16 protein-coding genes and 2 tRNA genes are annotated in these 20,527 nt (G+C 60.8%); 10 read left to right on the forward strand and 8 right to left on the reverse strand.

Features of this window, described 5'->3' with window-relative positions; genetic code table 11:
- Positions 1 to 163: 163 nt before the first annotated feature.
- The 5 genes from PREDE_RS09710 to PREDE_RS09730 all read left to right on the forward strand — a co-directional run bounded on the left by PREDE_RS09710 (position 164) and on the right by PREDE_RS09730 (position 4,579).
- Positions 164 to 1,591: an MFS transporter gene (locus PREDE_RS09710; RefSeq protein WP_005846948.1), complete on the forward strand. Its 1,428-nt coding sequence runs from the start codon at positions 164 to 166 to the stop codon at positions 1,589 to 1,591.
- Between the two features lie 39 nt (positions 1,592 to 1,630).
- Positions 1,631 to 3,073, forward strand: coding sequence for a hypothetical protein (locus PREDE_RS09715; protein ID WP_005846950.1), 1,443 nt, complete (start codon positions 1,631 to 1,633; stop codon positions 3,071 to 3,073).
- Between the two features lie 48 nt (positions 3,074 to 3,121).
- Positions 3,122 to 3,307, forward strand: coding sequence for a hypothetical protein (locus PREDE_RS09720; RefSeq protein WP_005846951.1), 186 nt, complete (start codon positions 3,122 to 3,124; stop codon positions 3,305 to 3,307).
- A 143-nt stretch (positions 3,308 to 3,450) separates the two neighbouring features.
- Positions 3,451 to 3,942: a low molecular weight protein-tyrosine-phosphatase gene (locus tag PREDE_RS09725; protein ID WP_005846953.1), complete on the forward strand. Its 492-nt coding sequence runs from the start codon at positions 3,451 to 3,453 to the stop codon at positions 3,940 to 3,942.
- A 4-nt stretch (positions 3,943 to 3,946) separates the two neighbouring features.
- Positions 3,947 to 4,579, forward strand: coding sequence for an HAD family hydrolase (locus PREDE_RS09730; RefSeq protein ID WP_005846955.1), 633 nt, complete (start codon positions 3,947 to 3,949; stop codon positions 4,577 to 4,579).
- A 319-nt stretch (positions 4,580 to 4,898) separates the two neighbouring features.
- Here the strand turns inward: PREDE_RS09730 and PREDE_RS09735 are convergent, their stop codons facing one another.
- Positions 4,899 to 6,149, reverse strand: a complete 1,251-nt coding sequence (locus PREDE_RS09735; RefSeq protein WP_015310435.1) for a nucleotide sugar dehydrogenase — start codon at positions 6,147 to 6,149, stop codon at positions 4,899 to 4,901.
- A 252-nt stretch (positions 6,150 to 6,401) separates the two neighbouring features.
- On the opposite strand from PREDE_RS09735, the gene PREDE_RS09740 reads away from it, so the two are divergent.
- The 4 genes from PREDE_RS09740 (at position 6,402) to PREDE_RS09755 (ending at position 12,727) form a co-directional block, all read left to right on the forward strand.
- Complete coding sequence (locus PREDE_RS09740) at positions 6,402 to 7,685, forward strand: D-alanyl-D-alanine carboxypeptidase/D-alanyl-D-alanine-endopeptidase (RefSeq protein ID WP_015310436.1); 1,284 nt, start codon at positions 6,402 to 6,404, stop codon at positions 7,683 to 7,685.
- A gap of 343 nt (positions 7,686 to 8,028) precedes the next feature.
- Entirely contained in the window at positions 8,029 to 10,740 is a 2,712-nt protein-coding gene (locus tag PREDE_RS09745) for a TonB-dependent receptor (RefSeq protein ID WP_005846961.1), read from the forward strand.
- 82 nt (positions 10,741 to 10,822) lie between these two features.
- Positions 10,823 to 11,902: a DUF4249 domain-containing protein gene (locus PREDE_RS09750; protein WP_005846963.1), complete on the forward strand. Its 1,080-nt coding sequence runs from the start codon at positions 10,823 to 10,825 to the stop codon at positions 11,900 to 11,902.
- Positions 11,903 to 11,938: 36 nt separating this feature from the next.
- Entirely contained in the window at positions 11,939 to 12,727 is a 789-nt protein-coding gene (locus tag PREDE_RS09755) for a FecR family protein (protein ID WP_015310438.1), read from the forward strand.
- 76 nt (positions 12,728 to 12,803) lie between these two features.
- On the opposite strand, the gene PREDE_RS14085 is transcribed toward PREDE_RS09755, so the two are convergent.
- The 6 genes from PREDE_RS14085 to PREDE_RS09780 all read right to left on the reverse strand — a co-directional run bounded on the left by PREDE_RS14085 (position 12,804) and on the right by PREDE_RS09780 (position 19,796).
- Positions 12,804 to 12,959 carry a hypothetical protein gene (locus tag PREDE_RS14085; protein ID WP_005846967.1) on the reverse strand — a complete coding sequence of 52 codons (156 nt, stop codon included), beginning with the start codon at positions 12,957 to 12,959 and terminating at the stop codon, positions 12,804 to 12,806.
- A 12-nt stretch (positions 12,960 to 12,971) separates the two neighbouring features.
- Complete coding sequence (locus PREDE_RS09760) at positions 12,972 to 16,079, reverse strand: leucine-rich repeat protein (protein ID WP_005846969.1); 3,108 nt, start codon at positions 16,077 to 16,079, stop codon at positions 12,972 to 12,974.
- A gap of 297 nt (positions 16,080 to 16,376) precedes the next feature.
- Positions 16,377 to 17,513, reverse strand: coding sequence for a helix-turn-helix transcriptional regulator (locus tag PREDE_RS09765; RefSeq protein WP_015310439.1), 1,137 nt, complete (start codon positions 17,511 to 17,513; stop codon positions 16,377 to 16,379).
- A 50-nt stretch (positions 17,514 to 17,563) separates the two neighbouring features.
- Entirely contained in the window at positions 17,564 to 17,695 is a 132-nt protein-coding gene (locus PREDE_RS14365) for a hypothetical protein (protein WP_005846973.1), read from the reverse strand.
- Positions 17,696 to 18,352: 657 nt separating this feature from the next.
- Positions 18,353 to 18,435 (reverse strand) — tRNA-Tyr (locus tag PREDE_RS09775).
- Positions 18,436 to 18,770: 335 nt separating this feature from the next.
- Positions 18,771 to 19,796, reverse strand: coding sequence for a PrsW family intramembrane metalloprotease (locus PREDE_RS09780; RefSeq protein WP_005846977.1), 1,026 nt, complete (start codon positions 19,794 to 19,796; stop codon positions 18,771 to 18,773).
- A gap of 147 nt (positions 19,797 to 19,943) precedes the next feature.
- Between PREDE_RS09780 and PREDE_RS09785 the strand changes: the two genes are divergently transcribed.
- Complete coding sequence (locus PREDE_RS09785; RefSeq protein WP_005846979.1) at positions 19,944 to 20,321, forward strand: RidA family protein; 378 nt, start codon at positions 19,944 to 19,946, stop codon at positions 20,319 to 20,321.
- 90 nt (positions 20,322 to 20,411) lie between these two features.
- On the opposite strand, the gene PREDE_RS09790 is transcribed toward PREDE_RS09785, so the two are convergent.
- Positions 20,412 to 20,484, reverse strand: a tRNA-Phe gene (locus PREDE_RS09790).
- Positions 20,485 to 20,527 lie beyond the last annotated feature (43 nt).

Here is a 20,527-nt window from a genome sequence, read left to right on the forward strand (position 1 = left end):
TTTGTCTCTTTTCCTTCTTTCTTCCGCCTCCGGGCGGTGCGTGCGGCCGGTTGTGATACAAAAGCAAAACCTTTGGAAACATCCGAAAAGCCCCGCCCGCGCCAAACTCCGTATCTTTGCGCCCGACATTCCACGCATCCATCACAACAGTCACACACCTGCCATGCAACAAGAATCCAACGGCGCGGCCGCCGAAGAGCGCGGCTTCTACAAGCTCTCCTGGCTGCAGCGCACGGGCTTTGCCTCGGGCGACCTGGCGCAAAACCTCATCTACCAGACCATCGGCATGTACTTGCTGATCTTCTATACCAACGTCTACGGCCTCAATCCGGCCTCGGCCGCGTTCATGTTTCTCGTGGTGCGGCTGGTCGACGTGCTGTGGGACCCGCTCGTGGGAACCTTTGTCGACAAGCATTCGCCCCGGCTGGGCAAGTACCGCGCCTACCTGGTGCTGGGCGGCATCCCGCTCACGGGCTTCGCCGTGCTGTGCTTCTGGAACGGGTTCCACGGCTCGCTGGCCTATGCCTACGCCACTTATGTGGGCATGTCGATGTGCTACACGCTCATCAATGTGCCCTACGGCGCACTCAATGCGTCCCTCACCCGCGACACCAACGAGATAACGGTGCTCACCTCCGTACGCATGCTTTTTGCCAATTTGGGCGGCTTGGCCGTGGCCTACGGCATACCCAAGCTGGTGGCTGCACTGGCTCCCGGCGGTCAGGTGAACACGCAGGAGGCCGCCGGTGCCTGGTTCGTCACGATGCTGGTCTACGCGCTTGTGGGCCTCGCGCTGCTCTTTTTCTGCTTCAGCCAGACGCGCGAGCGCGTGGTCATGGACCGCAGCGAGACGGCCAACGTGCGCGTGTCCGACCTCTGGACCGAGTTCGTGCGCAACCGTCCGCTGCGCGTTTTGGCCTTCTTCTTCGTCACGGCATTTGCCATGATGGCCGTCGGCAACTCGGCAGGAAGCTATTACATGATCTACAATGTGCACGGCACGCCCGACCAGATGGCCAACTTCATGGCCCTGGGCTCCGTTCCGGCCTTCATCTTCATGCCCTTGGTGCCCGCCATCAAGCGGGCCATCGGCAAGCAGCAGATGTTCTTTGCATTCCTCGGCATCGCCATTTTGGGCATGGCTATGCTCTATGCCATCTCGATGATACCGGCCTTGCGGTCGCAGGTCTGGCTGGTCTACGTGGCGCAATTTGTCAAGTCTACGGGCGTCATTGTGGCCACAGGCTACATGTGGGCCTTGGTGCCCGAGGTGATTTCCTACGGCGAATACACCCACGGGCGCCGCATCTCGGGCATCGTCAACGCCCTGACCGGCATCTTCTACAAGGCCGGCATGGCCCTGGGCGGCGTGGTGCCGGGCCTGGTGCTGGCCCTGGTGGGCTTCGACCGGACCAATGCCACCACCCAGAGCGCACTGGCCGAGCAGGGCATTCTGTGGCTCGTGGCCGTGCTGCCGGCCCTGCTGCTCGTGGTGGCCATGCTCATTATCTCGCGCTATGAGCTCACCGACGAGGTCATAGACGACATCAACCGCCAGATCGAAGCGCGTCACAAGGCCCCGCAGACATGAGCCGTCAACCCCAGCCGAAACCCTAAACCCTATAAAATCATGAGAAAAACAACCCGTCTGCTCGGTCTGGCACTGTTGCTGCTGACCGGCACCACCGTCTCCGCGCAGGAGACCCAGGAAACCGAACTCACGTCCAGCCTGTTCCACGTATGGGACGGCGTGGGGGCCAACGCCCAGCCATCCGAAGAGGGCAAGTACTTCACCATGCAGCTCGAAACCGCCCTCGAGGGCGGCGCCGTGGTCTACGGCAACGGCAATGTGTCGGCCACGCAGTATGCCGACCTCACCGGACACACCAAGCTCGTGGCCCTGGGACAGGCCGGCGGCCGCCTCCGCGTGCTGCTGAACCGGCAGTCCGACGACACAGCACCCACCGAGAAGGTGGTGACGCTGGGCGAGGACGGCCGGGCCGAACTGGATCTTGGCGACATCGACACCCGTCCCTACGTGCACCTGAACTGCATCAAGGTGCCCTGGGGCGGCACGGCAAACATCTCCCGGCTCTACCTCGTCAAGGAGGTTGTCAAGGCTCCTGCCCTGCCCGCCTTGGCGAGCAGCCTGTTCCATGTGTGGGACGGCGTGGGTGCCGAAGCCCGGCAAACCACGGATGCGCCCTACTGCCAGCTCAACCTGGGCACGGCCCTCGGCGGGGGCGGTGTGGTCTACGGCAACGTGAACGTGTCGAACAGGCAGTATGCCGACCTCACGGGCTACACCCGGCTCATCGTCATCGGCGAGAAGGGCGGCACGCTGCGACTGATGTTCAACCGCCAGGAAGACAACACGCTCAATGAGCAACGCGTCACCCTCGACGGCGACGGGCGCGCCGAGCTCAGCCTCACCGGCCTCGATGCACTGGGCTATGTGCACCTGAATTGCATCAAGGTGGCTTGGGGAAGTACGGCAAATGTCACTGCCCTCTACCTGGCCGAGGCCATGCCGCTCGGCATTTCGGACGTGGGCTATGCCACGTTCTCGGGTACCTGCAACACCATCGTTCCCGAGGGCCTCACGGTCTACACGGCCCGGGCCACGCCCACGGCCATCGTGCTCGCCCCGCTGGCGGGCAAGGTGATTCCGGCCCGGACGGGTGTCGTGGTCAAGGGCACGCCTGGCACATCCTACGCCATGGAGACCACGGATGCCGCTGCCGACCCCGTGGCCGACAACGACTTGCTGGCCGCCACGGCCGAAGTGGCCTACGATGCAGCCTTCCATGTGCTGGCCGCCGAGGACGGCAGGGCCGTCTTTGCCCCACTGGCCGCCGGCACTTCCATCCCTGCCGGCAAGGCCTATCTCGGCGGTCTGCCCGCCGGTGCCAAGCATCTGCCCATCGTCTCTGCCGAGGCCACGGCCATCGGGAAGCCTCATGCCACCGCCCAACCAGACAGCGAAGCACTCTACAACCTGGCCGGACAGCGCGTGGACAAAGGCTACAAGGGCATCGTGGTGAAGAACGGACACAAGTTCGTGAACCGCTGAACGCCGTCGCCACACCCCATCAAACATTCATCTGCAAACTCCAACATCATGAAAAAACAGTATATTGCACCCACCGTCCAGACGCGCGCCATGAGCGCAGAAAGCTGTCTGCTCCAGGCCTCGGCCTCCATTCCCGTCTCCCACACGCCCACAACGGCCCCGCTGTCCAAGGACGGCGGAGCCTGCATGGAGCCGAAGCCCAGCCTCTGGGACGACGACAACGACGAAGAATAACCTGCAAACCAACGCCCCGGACTCACAAACCGGGGCGTTTTTGATGGCCGTATCGGGATTTTTCCGTACTTTTGCAATTCCTCTGCCGACGGCACGCCGCGGAATCGTTCCGCCGCCAACCGCCGGGCAAGAACCACACCACCATGACAAAAAAAGGAAATTTCTCGGTGCTTTTCATCTGTCTGGGCAACATCTGCCGGTCGCCGGCGGCCCAGGGCATTCTGGAAAAGATGGTGCGCCAGCGCGGCCTCGACCATCTGGTCCATATCGACTCGGCCGGCATCGGCGGCTGGCACGTGGGGCAGCTGCCCGACGAGCGCATGCGCAGCCACGGCCGCGCGCACGGCTACGAGTTCGACCACAGGGCGCGGCAGTTCGACGCCCGCACCGACCTGGACCGCTTCGACCTCATCGTCACCATGGACGACGACAACTATGAGGCCGTGATGTCGCGCACGCGCACCCCGGAACAGCGCGCCCGCGTGACGCCCATGAGCACGCTGTTCAACGCTTATGCCGGCCATGCCAGCGTGCCCGACCCCTACTATGGCGGCGCGGCCGGCTTCGAGCTGGCCATCAGCCTCATCGAGGACGCCTGCCAGACGCTCATCGACAAGTACCTGGCCAAACGCTGATCCCATGTACAAGCTCTACATTCTCGACTTCGACGGCACCGTGGCCGACACCAACCGAATCATCACCGACACCATGCAGGCCACCCTGCGCGAGGCCGGTCTGCCCGCGCGCAGCCACGAGGCGTGCAGCCAAACCATCGGACTGCCGCTGGCCGAATGCTTCCGCATGCTGATGCCTCTCACCGAGACGCAGGTACAGGCGTGCGTCGACATCTACCGCCGACGCTTTGCCGCCAGCCAAAAGTCGGGCGTGGCGCCCCTGTTTCCCGGGGCCGCCGAGGCCATGCGCCGGTGGCACGAGGGCGGCGCGCGGGTGTCGCTGGCCAGCAGCCGCGGCCACGAGTCGCTCATGGCCTTCGTCCGCGAGATGCAGTTGGGCCGGTACGTCTCGCTCGTGCTGGGCTGCGAGGACGTGGCCCGGCCCAAGCCCGACCCCTGCCCCGTGCTCCAGACGCTGGCCCACTTCGGCCTCAACGCGACCGACGCACTGGTCATCGGCGACATGCACTACGACATCCTCATGGGCCGCGGAGCCGGATGCCGCACCTGCGGCGTGACCTACGGCAATGGCACCGAGGCCGAGTTGCGCGCCGCAGGAGCCGACATCATCACCGACTCGCTACTCTCCATCGACTGACCCCGCGGAGCCGTCGCACCGCCACCACGCCGCCTATGCTACGCGAATAACCGTTTGCCGCCGTGCGATTACGCCATCGTCGCAGCGCGAAAAACCGTTTTTCGCCACGCGATTACGCCGCCATCGCCACGCGAGAAACGAGCCGTCGCAGCGCGACAAACGGACAAACGCAACAGGGCGAATAGTTTAAGGAAACTATTCGCCCTGTTTTCGGACACACACGGGCCGTGCCCTTACAAATCGGCAACACTTCGGAGTTTTGGCACACACCCGTCGCTCGCTGCGGAGGCAACGGCGGCGGGGCGGCAGAAGGCCGGGTTCAGTCGCGGCGGAAGATGTCGCGGGTGTAGACTTTCTCGCGCACGTCGTCGAGCGCGGGCTCGTAGCGGTTGGCAATGATGGCCTGGCTCTGCTGCTTGAAGGCGGCCAGGTCGTTCACCACGCGACTGCCGAAGAAGGTGGTGCCGTCCTGTAGCGCGGGCTCGTAGATGATGACTTCGGCCCCCTTGGCCTTGATGCGCTTCATCACTCCCTGGATGCTGCTCTGGCGGAAATTGTCGCTCTGGCTCTTCATCGTGAGCCTGTACACGCCCACGATGCACCGCCGCTCGGCCGCCTCGCTGTAGTCGCCGCGGTTGTAGTAGTCGTAGTAGCCGGCCTTGTGGAGCACCTGGTCGGCAATGAAGTCCTTGCGCGTGCGGTTGCTCTCCACAATGGCCTGGATGAGGTTTTCGGGCACGTCGGCATAGTTGGCCAGCAGCTGCTTGGTGTCCTTGGGCAGACAGTAGCCGCCGTAACCAAAGGAGGGGTTGTTGTAGAACGAGCCGATACGCGGGTCGAGACACACGCCGCGGATGATGTCCTGCGTGTCGAGTCCCTTCACCTCGGCGTAGGTGTCGAGCTCGTTGAAGTAACTCACGCGCAGGGCAAGGTATGTATTGGCAAAGAGCTTCACGGCCTCGGCCTCGGTGAGCCCCATGAAGAGCGTCTCCACGTCGGGTTTCAGGGCGCCCTCTTTCAGCAGGTCGGCAAACACGTGGGCCGCGCGGTCGAGGCGTTCGTCGCCGGCGGGCCGGCCGATGATGATGCGGCTGGGGTAGAGATTGTCGTAGAGGGCCTTGCTCTCGCGCAGGAATTCGGGGGCGAAGATGATGTTGCGGGAGCCGTACTTGCGCCGCACGGCCTCGGTGTAGCCCACGGGAATGGTGGACTTGATGACCATCACGGCCTCGGGGTTGACGCGCTGCACCAGCCGGATGACCTCTTCCACGTGCGAGGTGTCGAAGTAGTTCTTCGCCGAGTCGTAGTTGGTCGGGGTGGCAATGACCACGAAGTCGGCCCCGCGGTAGGCCGCCTCGCCGTCGAGTGTGGCGGTGAGGTCGAGCGTTTTCTCGGCCAGGTATTTCTCGATGTATTCGTCCTGGATGGGCGACCGGCGGCGGTTGAGCATGTCTACTTTCTCTGCCACCACGTCCACGGCCGTCACCTGGTGGTGCTGGCTCAGCAGGGTGGCGATGCTCAGGCCCACATATCCCGTGCCGGCCACGGCGATGCGATATTTCTTTTCCATCATTCGGTTGTTTCTGTTTTCGGTTTGTCGGCCTACCGTTTCTCGGTAAACGCGACAAAATTAGCATTTCTTTCCGACATGGCCAATCATTTGGCGGCAAATCTGCACCCGGCGCTACCGGGGCGGGCTTCACCGCAGACAGGGTGGGCTTCATCGCAGACGGGGCGCGGCAGACCGCAAAAACCGTCATTTTTAGCCGACAAAGGGGCCGTCAAGCCGATTTTAATGCGTAACTTTGCAAGGAAACAACGCATGCGCAAACAAAAGAACCATATCTTGAAACTCACACACACGCTCCGCCCCTGCCTCATGGGGCTGCTGCTTGCCACGCTGCTGGGCTCGTGCAGCAGCGACAATTCCAAGGGCCGCCAGCCGGCCGCCGACACTTCTTCGCAACATACTCTGCCCGTCGACCCGGCCCTGCGCCGCCGGCTGGCCGACCTGGCCGCCGCCCCGCGCCCGCAGGGCCGGCTGGGCTTCCACGTCTACGACCTCACGGCCGACCGCCCCGTCTACGGGCTGAACGAGCGCAAGGCCCTGCCCTCGGCCTCGTGCCTCAAGCTGCTCAGCGGCGTGGCCGGCCTGCACCTGCTGGGCACGCGCCACCTCTATGCCACCTCCATCTACACGCGCGGACAGGTCGTGGGCGACACGCTGCGCGGCGACGTGACGTTCAGGGCCGGCCTCGACCCGCAGCTCAACGGCCCCGACCTCGGCCAGTTTGCCGCCGCCCTGCGCCGCAAGGGCATCCGCCGCATCGGCGGCCGGCTGCTGCTCGACCTGCAACTGCACGACCCCGTGCGCAGCGAGGCCCACTGGTATCCGTGGGATCTGAGTTTCTCGCACTACGGACTGCTCTACAAAGGGGCGCCGCGCGTGCAGAAAGAGCTCACGGCCGCCCTGCGCGCACGGGGCGTCAGCGTGGCCGACAGCCAGGTGGCGCTGGGCCGCACGCCGCGCGGGTCGCACTGCATCTTCCGCTTCTACCGCTCCGTGGACCGCGTTACAGAGCGCATGTGGAAGCACAGTTCCAACACCCAAGCCACGGCCCTGCTCTACACCATCGGCCATCGCGCCGACCCCAGGGCCGAGCCCACGGCGGCCGGCGTGGCCTACCTGCGCCGGTTCATGCGCGAGGAGCTGGGACTGCGCGACAGTGCGCTCGTCGTGCACGACGGCTGCGGCCTCTGCACCCACAACCGGCTCTCGCCCGAAGCCCTCACCACCGTGCTGCGCTACGCCTACCGCCACAGGCCCATCTACCGGCTGCTGCTGGCCCAACTCTCCATCGCGGGCGTGGACGGCACGCTGCGCCGCGAGCTGGCCGGGCCGAAGACGCGCGGCAAAATCCGCGCCAAGACCGGCACCCTCTCCCACCCCTACGGCATCAGCTCGCTGGCCGGATACTGCCGGGGCAGCAACGGCCACCTGCTGGCGTTCGCCATTATGGACAGCGAGATGTCGGTTCTCGACGCCCGCGTGCTGCAGCGCAAGCTGGGCGAAGCCCTCGTTGCCCGCCCCGAACCCGGCCGCTGACAGAGCAACATGAGGGGTTTAGACATAGTAACATAATAACAAAAGGCTGGCGCGGTGGAGTTTAGACATAGTAACAAAATAACATATTGGCTGCGCGATGATTTTTTATCCCCCTAATCTCCCCCACTGCGCCAGCCTTTTGTTATTATGTTACTATGTCTAAACTCCACCGCGCCAGCCTTTTGTTATTATGTTACTATGTCTAAACCCTACCGCGCCAGCCAATATGTTATTATGTCGGAACACCCAAGGATGAAGAAAGAAGAAAATTTTGTCCTGCCGACATGGGGGGATTTACGGCCCGCCACGTTATAGCGGCAGAAACTTGCACGACACAAGCAAAATGAATATCTTCAAAATCGGTCTTTCGACCTTGCTTCTCTCTGTCGCCCTGCTGGCAGCGATGCCCGCAGGTGCGCAGGGCAAGCCACACGCCAACACCATCAAGCAGCAGATGGAACAGCTGCACCGACAACACCAAGTGAACTTTGTCTACGATGCTTCCATCCCCGTAACACGGGCCTACGACGGCCCGTCGCTCTCGCGCATGCCGCTGCGCGAGGCCCTGAACACCCTCTTTCGCGGCACCGGCATCGGCTACGAACAGAAAGGCAGCTACGTCATGCTCAAGCCGGCAAGCCCCGACAAGCCCCGACAAGCCACTCCCACCGCCTCGCCCACCCCACAAAAGCGAGAGAAAGCACGCCGCTCGCACACCGTGAGCGGCTTTGTGCGCGATGCCGACGGCGAGACATTGATCAACGCTACCGTCTACGACCACACCACCGGACAGGGCACCATGACCAATGCCTACGGTTTCTTCTCGCTCACCCTGCCCGAGGGACAGCACCGGCTGCGCTACAGCTACATCGGATTCGAGGACTACGAACAGACCCTTGACCTCACCGCCGACCAGCGGCTCGACGTCAGCCTCAAGGAGAATGCCCGGCTGGGCGAGGTGGTAGTCACGGGCGACCTCAACTCGCCGCTGCTCAACACGCAGACGGGCAAGCGGTCGCTCTCGCGCCGCGACATCCAGACGGAGTTTGCCCTGCTGAGCAGTCCCGACGTGGTGAAGACGCTCCAGCGCACCAGCGGCGTGGCCGAGGGCATGGAGCTGGCCAGCGGACTCTACGTGCATGGCGGCAACAACGACGAGAACCTCTTCCTGCTCGACGGCACACCACTCTACCAAATCAACCACACCATGGGCCTGTTCTCGGCTTTCAACACCGACGTGGTGAAGAACGTAGACTTCTACAAGAGCGGGTTCCCCGCCCGCTACGGCGGCCGCCTGTCGTCGGTCATCGACGTACGCACCAGCGACGGCGACTTCGAGCACACCCACGGCAGCTACCGCATCGGGCTACTCGACGGCAGCTTCCACCTCGAAGGCCCCATCGTCAAGGACAAGACCTCTTATAATATAGGACTGCGCCGTAGCTGGATCGACCTGCTCACGCGCCCCGCCTCGGCCATTGCCAGCCGGCTGAACGACGAGGAAAAGATCAGCTTCAACTACTTCTTCCACGACCTCAACGCCAAGGTCACCCACATTTTCAGCCCCGTCTCGCGCCTGTCACTGAGCCTTTACTCGGGTCAGGACAAGCTCAACACCAAGGACGACTGGCGCGACACGTACAACTCCGCCACCAATCGAGACCTCACCAAGAACAAGTTCAGCTGGGGAAACCTCAATGCTGCACTCAACTGGAACCGTATCTTCTCACCCAAACTCTTTGCCAACTTCACCGCCGTCTACACCTACAACCACGCCAAACTCCACACGCTCGAGGACGACCGGATGTATCGCGACGACAAGTTGTCGTATGCGTCGCACGACGAACACCAGTACCGGTCAACGATTAACGACCTGGGTTATCGCGTGTCGTTCGACTACCGGCCCTCGCCCCACCACCACGTCCGCTTCGGTCACGACTATACCTGGCACGCGTTCAAGCCGCAGACCCGCACGCAGTACAACTTCTCCAGCGACAGTTCGCAGAAAGGCGACACCCTGCGCACGGACAGCCACAACCGCCACACGGCCCACGAGTGGAACGTCTATGCCGAAGACGAGTTCACCATCAACAGCCGCTGGAGCCTCAACGGCGGCGTCAACGCGGCCCTCTTCAGCATTGGCACCAAGACCTTTGCCACTCTCGACCCGCGCGTGGCCATGAAGTATCAGCCCGCCGAGGCCCTCTCGTTCAAGGCCTCGTTCACCACCATGACGCAGTATGTGCACAAGATTTCCAACTCCATCCTCGAGTTGCCCACCGACTATTGGGTGCCCACCACCGAACGGCTGAAGCCCATGCGCTCGTGGCAGGCGGCGGCAGGCGTCTACGTGCAGCCGGGCCGGCACTGGCTGCTCTCGCTCGAAGGCTACTACAAGCAGAGCCGCCACCTGCTGCAATATGCCAGTTGGTCGAGTCTGGAGCCGCCCGCAGAGAACTGGGATCTGCTCGTCATGGACGGCCGCGGACGGTTCTACGGCATCGAGCTCGACACCCGGTACACCACCCACCGGCTGGAACTCCAGGGCGCCTACACCCTCTCATGGAACCAGCGTCGCTACGCCGACTTCTACTCTGACTGGTACAACGACAAGTTCGACAACCGCCACAAGCTGAACCTCACGGCCCGCTGGAAGCTCACTTCCAAGATTTCGGCCTTCGCCGTCTGGAGCCTGCACAGCGGCAACCGCCTCACCATGCCCACCCAGCTCACCGCCACACCCAACGTGCCCGACGGCAGACAGGTGGATTACCGGCAGCTCATCTATGGCGACGAACGCCGCACCATGTGGGTCTACGAGCGTCCCAACAACCTCACGCTCCCCGCCTACCACCGGCTCGACATCGGTTTCGACTTCCACCACACCACCAAACACGGCCACGAGCGCATCTGGAACATCAGTCTTTATAATGTGTATTGCCACCTGAACTCGCTCTGGACCGAGATACGCCAGCACAAGGACGGGCGCTTCTACATCAAGAACCACGCCTACATTCCCGTCGTGCCCTCGTTCAGCTACACCATCAAGTTCTAACGGCGGCCCGCCCGGCCACATCCCCCGGGCACCGCCGCACCGCACCATTCATCCATCACACAACCCTCATCACCCAACCATCATGATCCGAAAACTCCTCTATATGGCCGCCGTCACCCTGGCCCTCGCCTCGTGCAAGGACGAGGTGACACTCACTACGCTGTCCGACACCCCGCGTCTCGTGGTCTACTGCATGCCCACCGTGGGCGACACCACCTACATCGGCGTGAGCCGCAGCATCCCCATCAAGGCTTACAACGACTCCGTGAAGGTGACCGTCGTGTCCAATGCCCGCATCAGCTACAGCGTGGACGGCCGCCAGCTCCAGGCCGAGCCCATGGGCAAGGGCTTCTATCGCGTGGTGGGCCGCCAGCAGGCCGGCGACCGCGTGAGCCTCAGCGTCGAGGCCGACGGCATGGCTCCTGTGAGCGCCTCCACCGTCATTCCCGACACTGTGGCCGTGGGCAACCTGCAGGTGGCAGAGAACATACCCATCTATATCCCCGACGAGGGCCAGTCGCGCCGCTTCGATCAAGTCATGGCCACGTTCACAGACGACCCTGCCACCCGCTGCTACTACGCCGTGCGGGTGCGCGTGAAGCACTATCGCGGCAGTGCCACGGGCTATACCGACGGGGGCCACTCCATCTATTACTTCTACGACTACGCCGACTACGTGCAGAAACGCGACCAGCTTTCACTCGACTCGGCTCGGGTGGAGTTCCGCGATTCCATCTATACTTACCCCGAGGTGAACACGCAGAGCGAGCCCCTGCTCATGCCGCCCACGGAGATAGACGACAACTTTGGCTTCTCCAACTCTTTCTACGGCAACCTCTATATCTTCGACGACGCCACCATCAATGGGGCCACTTACACGCTCCATCTGAACGTGAACCCCTCCAGTTCGGCATCCTATCATGACCCCGAGACCGGCTACGTCTACTCCTACGACTTTGCCCGCGCCTACCAGGTGGAGCTGCTTCGCATCACGCCCGAGTACTATCGGTTCATGCGTTCGCTCAACGAGCTCGACAATAACGAGATGGCACGCAGCGGCCTCTCGCAAATCAGGCCCATGCAGAGCAACGTCATGGGTGGGCTGGGACTCGTGGGCAGCTGGAACACGGGCCGCACCGGCTGGGTGCTCAAGCGTTCGTAGGCCGGCCGCCAGACTCATCTTTCAATCTATCATACCATGCACACTGACAACGAACGGCAATTCGTTTTCCGACATTACCTGCCCGGCCGCCTCGACACCCGGGCGGCCCTGCACCGTTTCCACGCGGCCACCGGCACCGGCCCCAACCGCCGGCTGCGCCGCTGGGCCGTGGCCGCCGTGCTGCTGGCCCTCGTGACGGGCGGGGCCTGGACGCTCTACGCCCACCGCGAGGTGACGCTCGGCACACAGCGTCAGGACGTGGCCGAGACCTACACGCTGGCCGATGGCACACGTGTCACCCTCGCCCCCTACTCCACCCTGTCCTATCGCGGCGACTGCCGCCACGTGCGCATCCGGGGCCGCGCCTATCTGGAGATACGCCACGACCCGCGCCATCCTTTCGTCATCAGCAATGCCGACTACGAGATTCGCGACATCGGCACACGCCTGCAAGTGGACGAGACCAGCCGCGGCACCACGGTCTACGTGTCCGAGGGCTCCGTGAGCTTTGCCTCCACACGCGGCCGTCACCGCGCCATCGTGCTGAGCCGGGGCATGGGTGCCCTGTTGCCCGCGGGCGGTGACAGTCCGCGTCGGCTCCCCGACATCGACGACAACAGCATGGCCTGGGCCACCGGCCGCTTCCACTTCGACAACACACCGCTGCCCGAAGTGCTGCGCCAGCTCTCGGCCAACTTCCATGTTGCCCTCTCGTGCAGCGACACACAGAAACGCCTCTCGGGCGACTTCGAGGCCACGCAGCTCGACAGCATTCTGCCCATCATCGAGCAGACGCTCGACGTGACCATAACGCGCAAGCCGTGACCACCCCTCCAGAAAAAACTGGAGCTGCACCAATAATAGCGCAGCTCCAGTTTTCTGTTATGACGTGTGACAGCCCTTACCAGGCGCAATTGCCATCTATGGCTTTGTCGTCGTCGAGATATATATCGACTTCCTCGGTCTTGGTTTCCTTAAAATTGCCACTCATGGCAATCATCTCCAGCGGGCTCATCTGTATCACCTTTATCGCTGGTCTTAAATAAATCTTCTTCATACACATGTGTTTTTATTTGACATAAACTTTCTTGCCCTTGACAATGTAGACGCCGCTTGGCAGATGGGCTCCCTCAAGCCTGTCCGCAACCCTGCGTCCATTAAGGTCGTAGACACCCTTGCCAGCCACGTCATCGATGTGCACGCGGTCGATTCCCGTCGGCTCATCGTCGGTGAAGCGTATCATCAGGCAAGATTTGGAGCCGGCCATGCTGGTGGGCACTTGCAGGTAAGCCTTCTTGGCGGCGACCTCGCCCGTGCCCGAAGCCTTGTAGAAACCTGCAACACCATTGTTCTCTCCGTAAAGGAAATTGGTGTAGCTCTCTTCGGTGGCAGGCACCACCTTGGCCGTGAGAACCGGCTTCAGCAGGTTGACGTAGTAAGAGGTTGCCGTTGCATAAGGCACTTTGTAGGTGGCACCCTCTGTTCCCACGAGGAACAATCCGGTGTTTGCCGGCACGACGTCCACCTTTGAGAGCAGCACCGTGCCATTCCGGTCGAAGCCGCTGGCAATATACGCAGCGAGCCCACTGACTTCCGAGAAGTCCAGGTCGCGGTCACAGCTGAAGGTTGCCTGGCCATGAGCCATGGTGATGAATTCCTTGGTGGAGTTCCAAGTGGCAGCGACTGTCACATTGCCACTGACGTTGCTGATGGTGTACTTGTTGTCGGCAATCTGCGATGTCACCTCAATGCCGTTTACAGTGAGGGTGGCGAGTGCAGCATCGGGATCTTCGGCAATGGTCAGCACTACATCCGTGCCATGCTCGGGGGCGTTGTTGTCGGCGGTCACGCCACCACCGGTGATAGTCACGGTGTAGCGGTTGACCTGCCATGTGGCGGTGTAGGACTTGTTGCCGGTGCTGCCCTTGGCAATGGTGACGCTCATCTGTGCTTCGCCCTCGCCACTGAGTTTCCAACCCTTGAAAGTGTGGCCCACCTTGGTGGGCGCGGCAAGGACGATGTCATCGCTCTCGATGGTGTATGTGGCGGGATTCTCCGTGGCCACGGTGCCACCGGCGAGGTCGTAGGTCAGCGTGTAACTGATGGGGCCGAAGGTGGCGACGAACGTCACGTACTCCTCGCCCTCGCTGTTGGCGCGGCTCTGGGCTGCGCCGAGGGCGGGCAGCGGCGAGACGGCGTTGCCATTGTCGGTCAAGGCAGTCGGTTCGTAGCCCGTTTCGGCCGTGAGCGTGTAAGCCACGGCAGCCTCCTTCGGCTGGCGATACTGCGCCGAGCCGTCGGTGGCCGTGGCCTTTTCGTTGGCGATGGTGCCGTGGGCCGAGGCCGTCAGGGTGACGAGCGTGCTATGGTGACTCATGATGGTGAACTTCTTCCATATATCCGCAGCTTGATAGGCTTCCTTGGTGCCGCCGGGAACCCACAGCGTGATGTTGCCGTAGTTGCCGCTGCATATATCCTCCGTCTGCTCAATGGGGGTAGTCCATGGTACGTATATGTCCGATACGTCGCCTGTTCTGGGCATCAGATAACCCAGGGACGTAACCTTCTCGCCCAATTCCACAACTTTTGCCTGAGCGATGATGCTGTTGGTGAGTTCATCGTTGCGTACGATGTTGCGGCCCACGTAGATATGGTCAAGCGCGTAAGCCGGTGTCATGTTCGGGGTGCCGTAGTTGTAGCCGCTGGTCTCAAAGGACAGCTCTGTGTCGCTGTCGGCGACAACCATCTTTTTCAGGGCTTCATTCCGATGGAACACACCTTTGCCTATCTTCTTCAACGAAGCCGGCAGAGTTATCTCCGTGAGTGCCTTGCAATCGTAGAAGGCGCCGTGGCCTATCTCCTCAAGACCTTCGGCAAGCGTTACGGTGGTCAGCGAGTAGCATTTCTCGAACGTCTCCTGCGGCAGCACCTTGAGGCTGGACGGCAGAGACACGCTTGTCAGACCAGTTTCTCTGAATGCGGTGGCACCCGCTATATTTACAATGCTCTCGCCGACCACGAGTGTCTTGAGCGTACTTTTGCCCCTGGCGAGACTCTCTGGGATAGTGGTCATGTTGCCACCGAGGGTGAGCGTTTCTACGTCGTTGAACATCGACGTGCCCTCCGCAAACGTAAGATTGCGACCTATGTAGAAGTTCTTGCCGGGGATGTTTGCGTTGGCATCGACAGAAAGTTCCGTCTCACTGTCGGAGATGTGAAATTCTTCTATTGGGCAGCCATAAAACACGTTTTTGCCCACCGACGTAACCGACGCTGGCAAGATGACGCTGGTAAGGGCACACTTGTAGAACGCCCATTGATCCACAGTGGTGAGCCCCTCGTGCAGCGTGACGCCTGCAAGACGGGTACATTCTTCGAACATGCTCTCGGAGAGCGTGGCGATGCTTGCGGGAATGTCAATGCCCGTGAGCGCCGAACAGCCGTAGAAACATGCTTTGCCCACCTCCGTCAGATTGCTGCCAAGGGTCACGCTGGTGAGCTGTTTGCAGTCCTTGAACATATTCTCATGCAGCTTGGTCACGTTACCGCCCACGACGAGCGTCTGCACGGTAGGAAAGTCGGCACGTGTCGATCCCTCTATGTTGCGGTCAAGGTTGACTGTTGTGGCGGGGCAATTTTCAAATACAGCATAGTTGGCATGATTCAGCGTAATGGGCTCCTCTGCGCCGCTGAAGGTGATTTCGGCCAAGGCCGTGCAGTTGTAGAACGCGCCTCGACCGATGGATGTCACTGTGGACGGAATGGTGACGGTCGTGAGTTTAGCATTGCTGCTTTCACCACTCCGCATCCAAAGCAGATAATCGCCTATGGTCTCCAACCCCTCGTTGAGGGTGATGGATGCGATGTTTTTACACTCTTCAAAGCAGGACTCGCCGGTGCTGCGCATGCTGGCAGGAAACACCACCGACGTGATGTTGGCATTGTACTTGAAACCACTCTCTGCGATAGAGGTGACGCTGTAGCTCACTCCGTCGTTCTCCACCGTGGTGGGGATGACGAGCGCACCGCCGACTTGGCTGTTGGCCTGCTTCACCGATACGGTCTTTGCGTCTGCATCGGTCACGGTGTAGGTAAAGTCACCTGCCGTGAACGTTGTCTGCGCCCAGGCTGTCGTGGCTGCAACGGCAGACAACAAAAGGAAGAAGATTTTTTTCATACGCTTTGGTTTTTTAAATTATTTGAACTTGCACCTTACATTTTATAGGTGCACAAGTTACAGCTGTTCGTCTGAACGCGTTTTGCATATTCACAAATGTTCGTCCCATATTCACAAAAATACGTTGCAGGCGTGCTTTCCTCCCTCGATTCAAAAAGAAAATTGCGCTATCCTGTGCAAGCATTAAGGTATTGTGTTGTACCGGCAACAAGCACGAAAAAAGCGCGTATGCTTTCCAGTACGCGCTCAAGGTGATGGTGAATGTGGTTCCGAAGAAAGCTGCCTGGCGGCCATATCCTATAAGGCTGCGGCATGGTCTGCGTCCTTATCATAAAGCCGGTAGTTGCGGTAGAATGTGGAGAGCGAGTTGTAGCCTGATGCTGTGGCTACCTCGGTCATGGAAATGCCAGGGGTGTCCTTCATCAATTGCATGGCGTAAGCAATGCGGCGGCGGTTGACCAGTTCGGCGAATGACATGCCCATCTGCTTGTTCACCACCTGATAGACGTATGTGCGATTGGTGTATGCCATGGCAGCCACGTCGTCGATTTTCAGGTTGGGCCGTAAAAAAACCTTCTGCTCGTCAAACAGCGCAAGGATGCGTTGGCAGATGGCGTCGCCCCCGGGTGTGGACGCGCCGTTGGACGATTCGGCACGCATCTCGCCACGCAGTTTCTCCAAGTCCACGATGGAATACGTGCGGTGCAGCCCCACGTAACCGAAAGCAAACAGCAGACCGGTAAAAAGCAGCGAGGGAATGGCCAGAGCCGCAGTAGAATCGGCAAAGCTGTGGCGGCCTACAACGTTGAACACCAACGACACGCAGGATATGACGACCACGAGTACCAAAACGTTGCGCACGCTGCGCATGGCCATGTGCTCGGTGTCGGCGAAATACTGCTCGAGGGCCTTGTCGTATTCGCGTAGCCGACGCATGGCTGTCACAAGCACATAAACCACGATCAGGGCAAAGACCACCTTGCATGCCACATGGACGCAGGCCTGCCACAACGCCGCCCCTTGAAGTCCGTCCAGACTGTTCCCATAAAGGTATGTGTCGAAGAAGACATGAGTCTCTGCCTTTGGCATAAAGGCATACAGAACTCCGACAGCAAGCGCACCCACCGCCGCCGGAGCCAGCAGCCAGTAAATGCCGTGCGAGCGATGCGCCACGGAGAGGCGGGTGACGTAGATGAGATAGAGGGGATAGACGGCAAGATTCGCAAAGACATACAGCGTGTCGGTGAGGGGCAACCATGCCTCGGCGCGCAGAAAAAAGACGTAGTGACCCGCATACAGCATGGCGCTCACGAGCATAAAGCGCAACAGCGACGGCAGTTCGCGCAATCGGCCACAGCGCAATTCCAGTGCCATGATGGCCGACATCACCAGGCAGGTCAGCATCGGCAGGTTGGCAAGTAATCCTTTCAGCATTTGTTCTAAATCATCGTGTATGTTCTTTGCCATCTGGCCACCAGCCTATGCTACGCCAGACGGCTCTCTTTCATTCCCTGTGCCTTGCGTTGGCGTGCCATTCCCGTGGTCATGCCACTCCATGCCTTGACCCGTACATTTGCCATAATGGGGTAGTGCAAGTTGAACAGTGTCAAGGCCATTCTCCCTTATGATTTAACCTCAGAGGGGAGACACAGTTTTAATCATGTTTTCCAGATGAGGAGCCTTCTTGGCTTCAAAGTTACATCATTTCACACCCACCACCAAATTTTATGGCCAATTGCTGTGAGATGAGCGCCCAGTTTGCAAGGGGCATAGTCCACCTCCCACTGATATTACGGTAAGCCAAAGGCTTGTTTCCAGACCATGCCTTTGGCGTTTAGTGGCGCCCACGAAAGCCTCCCGGACATTCCTTTAGCGGTTAGTGGGGCCCACGAAAGCCTCCCGGCCTTTCCTTTGGCCTTTAGTGGCGCCCACGAAAGCCTCCCGGACATTCCTTTGGCACTTAGTGGGGCCCACGAAAGCCTCCCGGCCTTTCCTTGGGCCTTTAGTGGCGCCCACGAAAGCCTCCCGGACATTCCTTGGGCGTTTAGTGGGGCCCACGAAAGCCTCCCGGCCATTCCTTTGGCGGTTAGTGGGGCCCACGAAAGCCTCCCGGCCATTTCCTGCATGGATATATTTCCGTGCGGCCCGGCATCCTCCCCACACGGCGACCCCACACCAAAGCGCCCACAGCCCCGGCTGTCTGTGACGGACTGCCGGGGCTGTGGCTAAAAACAGAGCGGGGGTTGCGCCATGGCGCAACCCCCGCATGCGAGTGGGTGGTGATGGATTCGAACCACCGAAGGCAAGAGCCAGCAGATTTACAGTCTGCCCCATTTGGCCACTCTGGTAACCACCCGCGGCTTTCCTTGGGAAGCGGGTGCAAAGGTAAAGGCTTTCGGCGACAACAGCGAATTATCATCCGAGTTTTTGCATCATTTAACAACTATGAGTGCCGTGCGGAATCTCCCCTAAAACGCGTCTCTGCGTGCGGTTCCACGCAGAGAAAAGGAGGATGCGCACCATGACTTAGAGAACTTCCAAAAACTCCTTTGCTCCGCGCCTCTGCGTGCAATCAACCCGGCACGCACCTCCTTTTCCCTCATCTTCGCGTGCAGCCAACCGTCCGGCAGGCTCCCTGTCTCCGCGCCTCCGCGTGAGAAAGAGGAGGCGCGGGCACTCCGCGAACTCTGACTACGAGCGCAGCCGCTCGCGGAAGTTGCCGCTTTTGCTGAGATAAGTCATCAGGGCCAGCACGCTGCCAAAGGCCACGAGCAGCGAAACCACATAGGCCACGCCGGCAAAGGCATCGTAAAGACCGTGGAGCGTGGCGGGGATGGCCAGGGCCAAGGCATAGAGCGACTTGCGGTAACGGGGGTAGAGATGGGCGAAGCCCACGAAGTAGCCGCAGATGCCGCCCCACAGGGCATGGAGGAAAGGCAGCGACGTGAGCCGGGCGATGTTGAGCAGGAACGCCGTGGTGTAGTCGGCCTGCACGTTGACCGTGGTCTGATACTGCACGCCCTCGAACACCCCGAAGGCGATGCCCGACATGAGGCCATAGTAGACCAGCGTCTGGGGCAGCATGGGTTCGCGGGCCCGCCGCAGCAGGATGAGCAGGGGCAAGAGCTTGACAAACTCCTCGGTGAGCCCCACGCCGAGCACGTAGCCCACGATGTTGAGCGGAAAACCGGCCTCTGTGAAGATATAGAAGAAGTTGAGCCGGTTGAGCCCCGAAAAGATGATGAACACGCCCAGTTGGGTGAGAAAGAATACCGACACCGTAGTGCGGGGGTTGACCTGCCGCGTGCGGAACAGGTAATAGAAGAAGAGTCCCCAGATGACGGCGAAGTAGAGCGACACCGCATAGAACACCAAATAGCCGCCGACAGGCAGCAACATCAGCACCGAGAGCGACAGTCCCACCATGGCCAGCACCAGCAATCGCTTGTCCTGAAGCCAGCGGCGGTGGGCCATGTCGTCCTTGGGGAAGATAAATTCCGAGCCGATGGCCCGCAGTTGCTGCACCAGCGAGCCGCGATCCCTGACACGGGGGCGCAGCCCGCTGCGCTCGAGCAGCGTGCCCACGGTGGTTTCTTCGCCCGTGGCGGCATCGCGGGCGCGGTCGTGCACCAGCAGTTTGCCTTCCTCAACATACCGGGCCACCACCTCTTCCGGATAAGGGCCGTAGGTGTGGCGGTTGCGTATCACGTATATCATAGCTGTTTGTCGGCCTCGGTGCACGGCGACATTGCCGGCGCGTAGCCGCGGCAAAAGTAAGCATAAATCCGCAAAAAGGGGCCCCGGAACCAAACTTTATTGCTACTTTTGCAGCCATCCATTCATTCTTTAAAACATCAACACACCATGAACGCTATCCACACCGAGCAAGCACCGGCCGCCATCGGCCCTTACAGCCAGGCCATTCACGCCGGCCGGCTGGTCTTCGTGAGCGGGCAGTTGCCCGTAGACCCTGCCACCGGCACCTTTGCCGAGGGCGGCATCAAGGAGCTCACGCGCCAAAGCCTTACCAACATGAAGCACATTCTCGAGGCCGAAGGCCTCACCATGGCACAGGTGGTGAAGACCACCGTGTTCCTTGCCGACATGGCCGACTTCGCCGAAATGAACGAGGTCTACGCCCAGTTCTTCTCGCAGCCTTTCCCGGCCCGCTCGGCCATCGCCGTCAAGACGCTGCCCAAGAACGCCCGCGTCGAGATAGAGTGCATCGCCTCAGAGGATTGAGCCAGCGTGCCCTGCACCCACGGCTCCCGGATGCAGGGCACGAAAAAGCCCGGCCTCCTTGCGGAGAAACCGGGCTGGTGAAAGGAGGAGTGGTGCCTCTTGGAGTTGAACCAAGGACACATGGATTTTCAGTCCATTGCTCTACCACCTGAGCTAAGGCACCTCTTGCTTGCCATTTCTTGGTTTTGTGAGTGCAAAGGTAGACT

Origin of the sequence: Prevotella dentalis DSM 3688, from assembly GCF_000242335.1 — a bacterium.
Lineage (GTDB): Bacteria > Bacteroidota > Bacteroidia > Bacteroidales > Bacteroidaceae > Prevotella > Prevotella seregens.

Excerpts from the sequence above, each read along its gene's own strand:
- PREDE_RS09745 (WP_005846961.1), top strand. The coding sequence starts at position 8,029 with ATGAATATCTTCAAAATCGGTCTTTCGACCTTGCTTCTCTCTGTCGCC.
- PREDE_RS09710 (WP_005846948.1), top strand. The coding sequence starts at position 164 with ATGCAACAAGAATCCAACGGCGCGGCCGCCGAAGAGCGCGGCTTCTAC.
- PREDE_RS09730 (WP_005846955.1), top strand. The coding sequence starts at position 3,947 with ATGTACAAGCTCTACATTCTCGACTTCGACGGCACCGTGGCCGACACC.
- PREDE_RS09785 (WP_005846979.1), top strand. The coding sequence starts at position 19,944 with ATGAACGCTATCCACACCGAGCAAGCACCGGCCGCCATCGGCCCTTAC.
- PREDE_RS09750 (WP_005846963.1), top strand. The coding sequence starts at position 10,823 with ATGATCCGAAAACTCCTCTATATGGCCGCCGTCACCCTGGCCCTCGCC.
- PREDE_RS09725 (WP_005846953.1), top strand. The coding sequence starts at position 3,451 with ATGACAAAAAAAGGAAATTTCTCGGTGCTTTTCATCTGTCTGGGCAAC.
- PREDE_RS09735 (WP_015310435.1), bottom strand. The coding sequence starts at position 6,149 with ATGGAAAAGAAATATCGCATCGCCGTGGCCGGCACGGGATATGTGGGC.
- PREDE_RS09780 (WP_005846977.1), bottom strand. The coding sequence starts at position 19,796 with ATGATATACGTGATACGCAACCGCCACACCTACGGCCCTTATCCGGAA.
- PREDE_RS09740 (WP_015310436.1), top strand. The coding sequence starts at position 6,402 with ATGCGCAAACAAAAGAACCATATCTTGAAACTCACACACACGCTCCGC.
- PREDE_RS09715 (WP_005846950.1), top strand. The coding sequence starts at position 1,631 with ATGAGAAAAACAACCCGTCTGCTCGGTCTGGCACTGTTGCTGCTGACC.
- PREDE_RS09755 (WP_015310438.1), top strand. The coding sequence starts at position 11,939 with ATGCACACTGACAACGAACGGCAATTCGTTTTCCGACATTACCTGCCC.
- PREDE_RS14085 (WP_005846967.1), bottom strand. The coding sequence starts at position 12,959 with ATGAAGAAGATTTATTTAAGACCAGCGATAAAGGTGATACAGATGAGC.
- PREDE_RS09760 (WP_005846969.1), bottom strand. The coding sequence starts at position 16,079 with ATGAAAAAAATCTTCTTCCTTTTGTTGTCTGCCGTTGCAGCCACGACA.
- PREDE_RS09720 (WP_005846951.1), top strand. The coding sequence starts at position 3,122 with ATGAAAAAACAGTATATTGCACCCACCGTCCAGACGCGCGCCATGAGC.
- PREDE_RS14365 (WP_005846973.1), bottom strand. The coding sequence starts at position 17,695 with ATGGCCTTGACACTGTTCAACTTGCACTACCCCATTATGGCAAATGTA.
- PREDE_RS09765 (WP_015310439.1), bottom strand. The coding sequence starts at position 17,513 with ATGCTGAAAGGATTACTTGCCAACCTGCCGATGCTGACCTGCCTGGTG.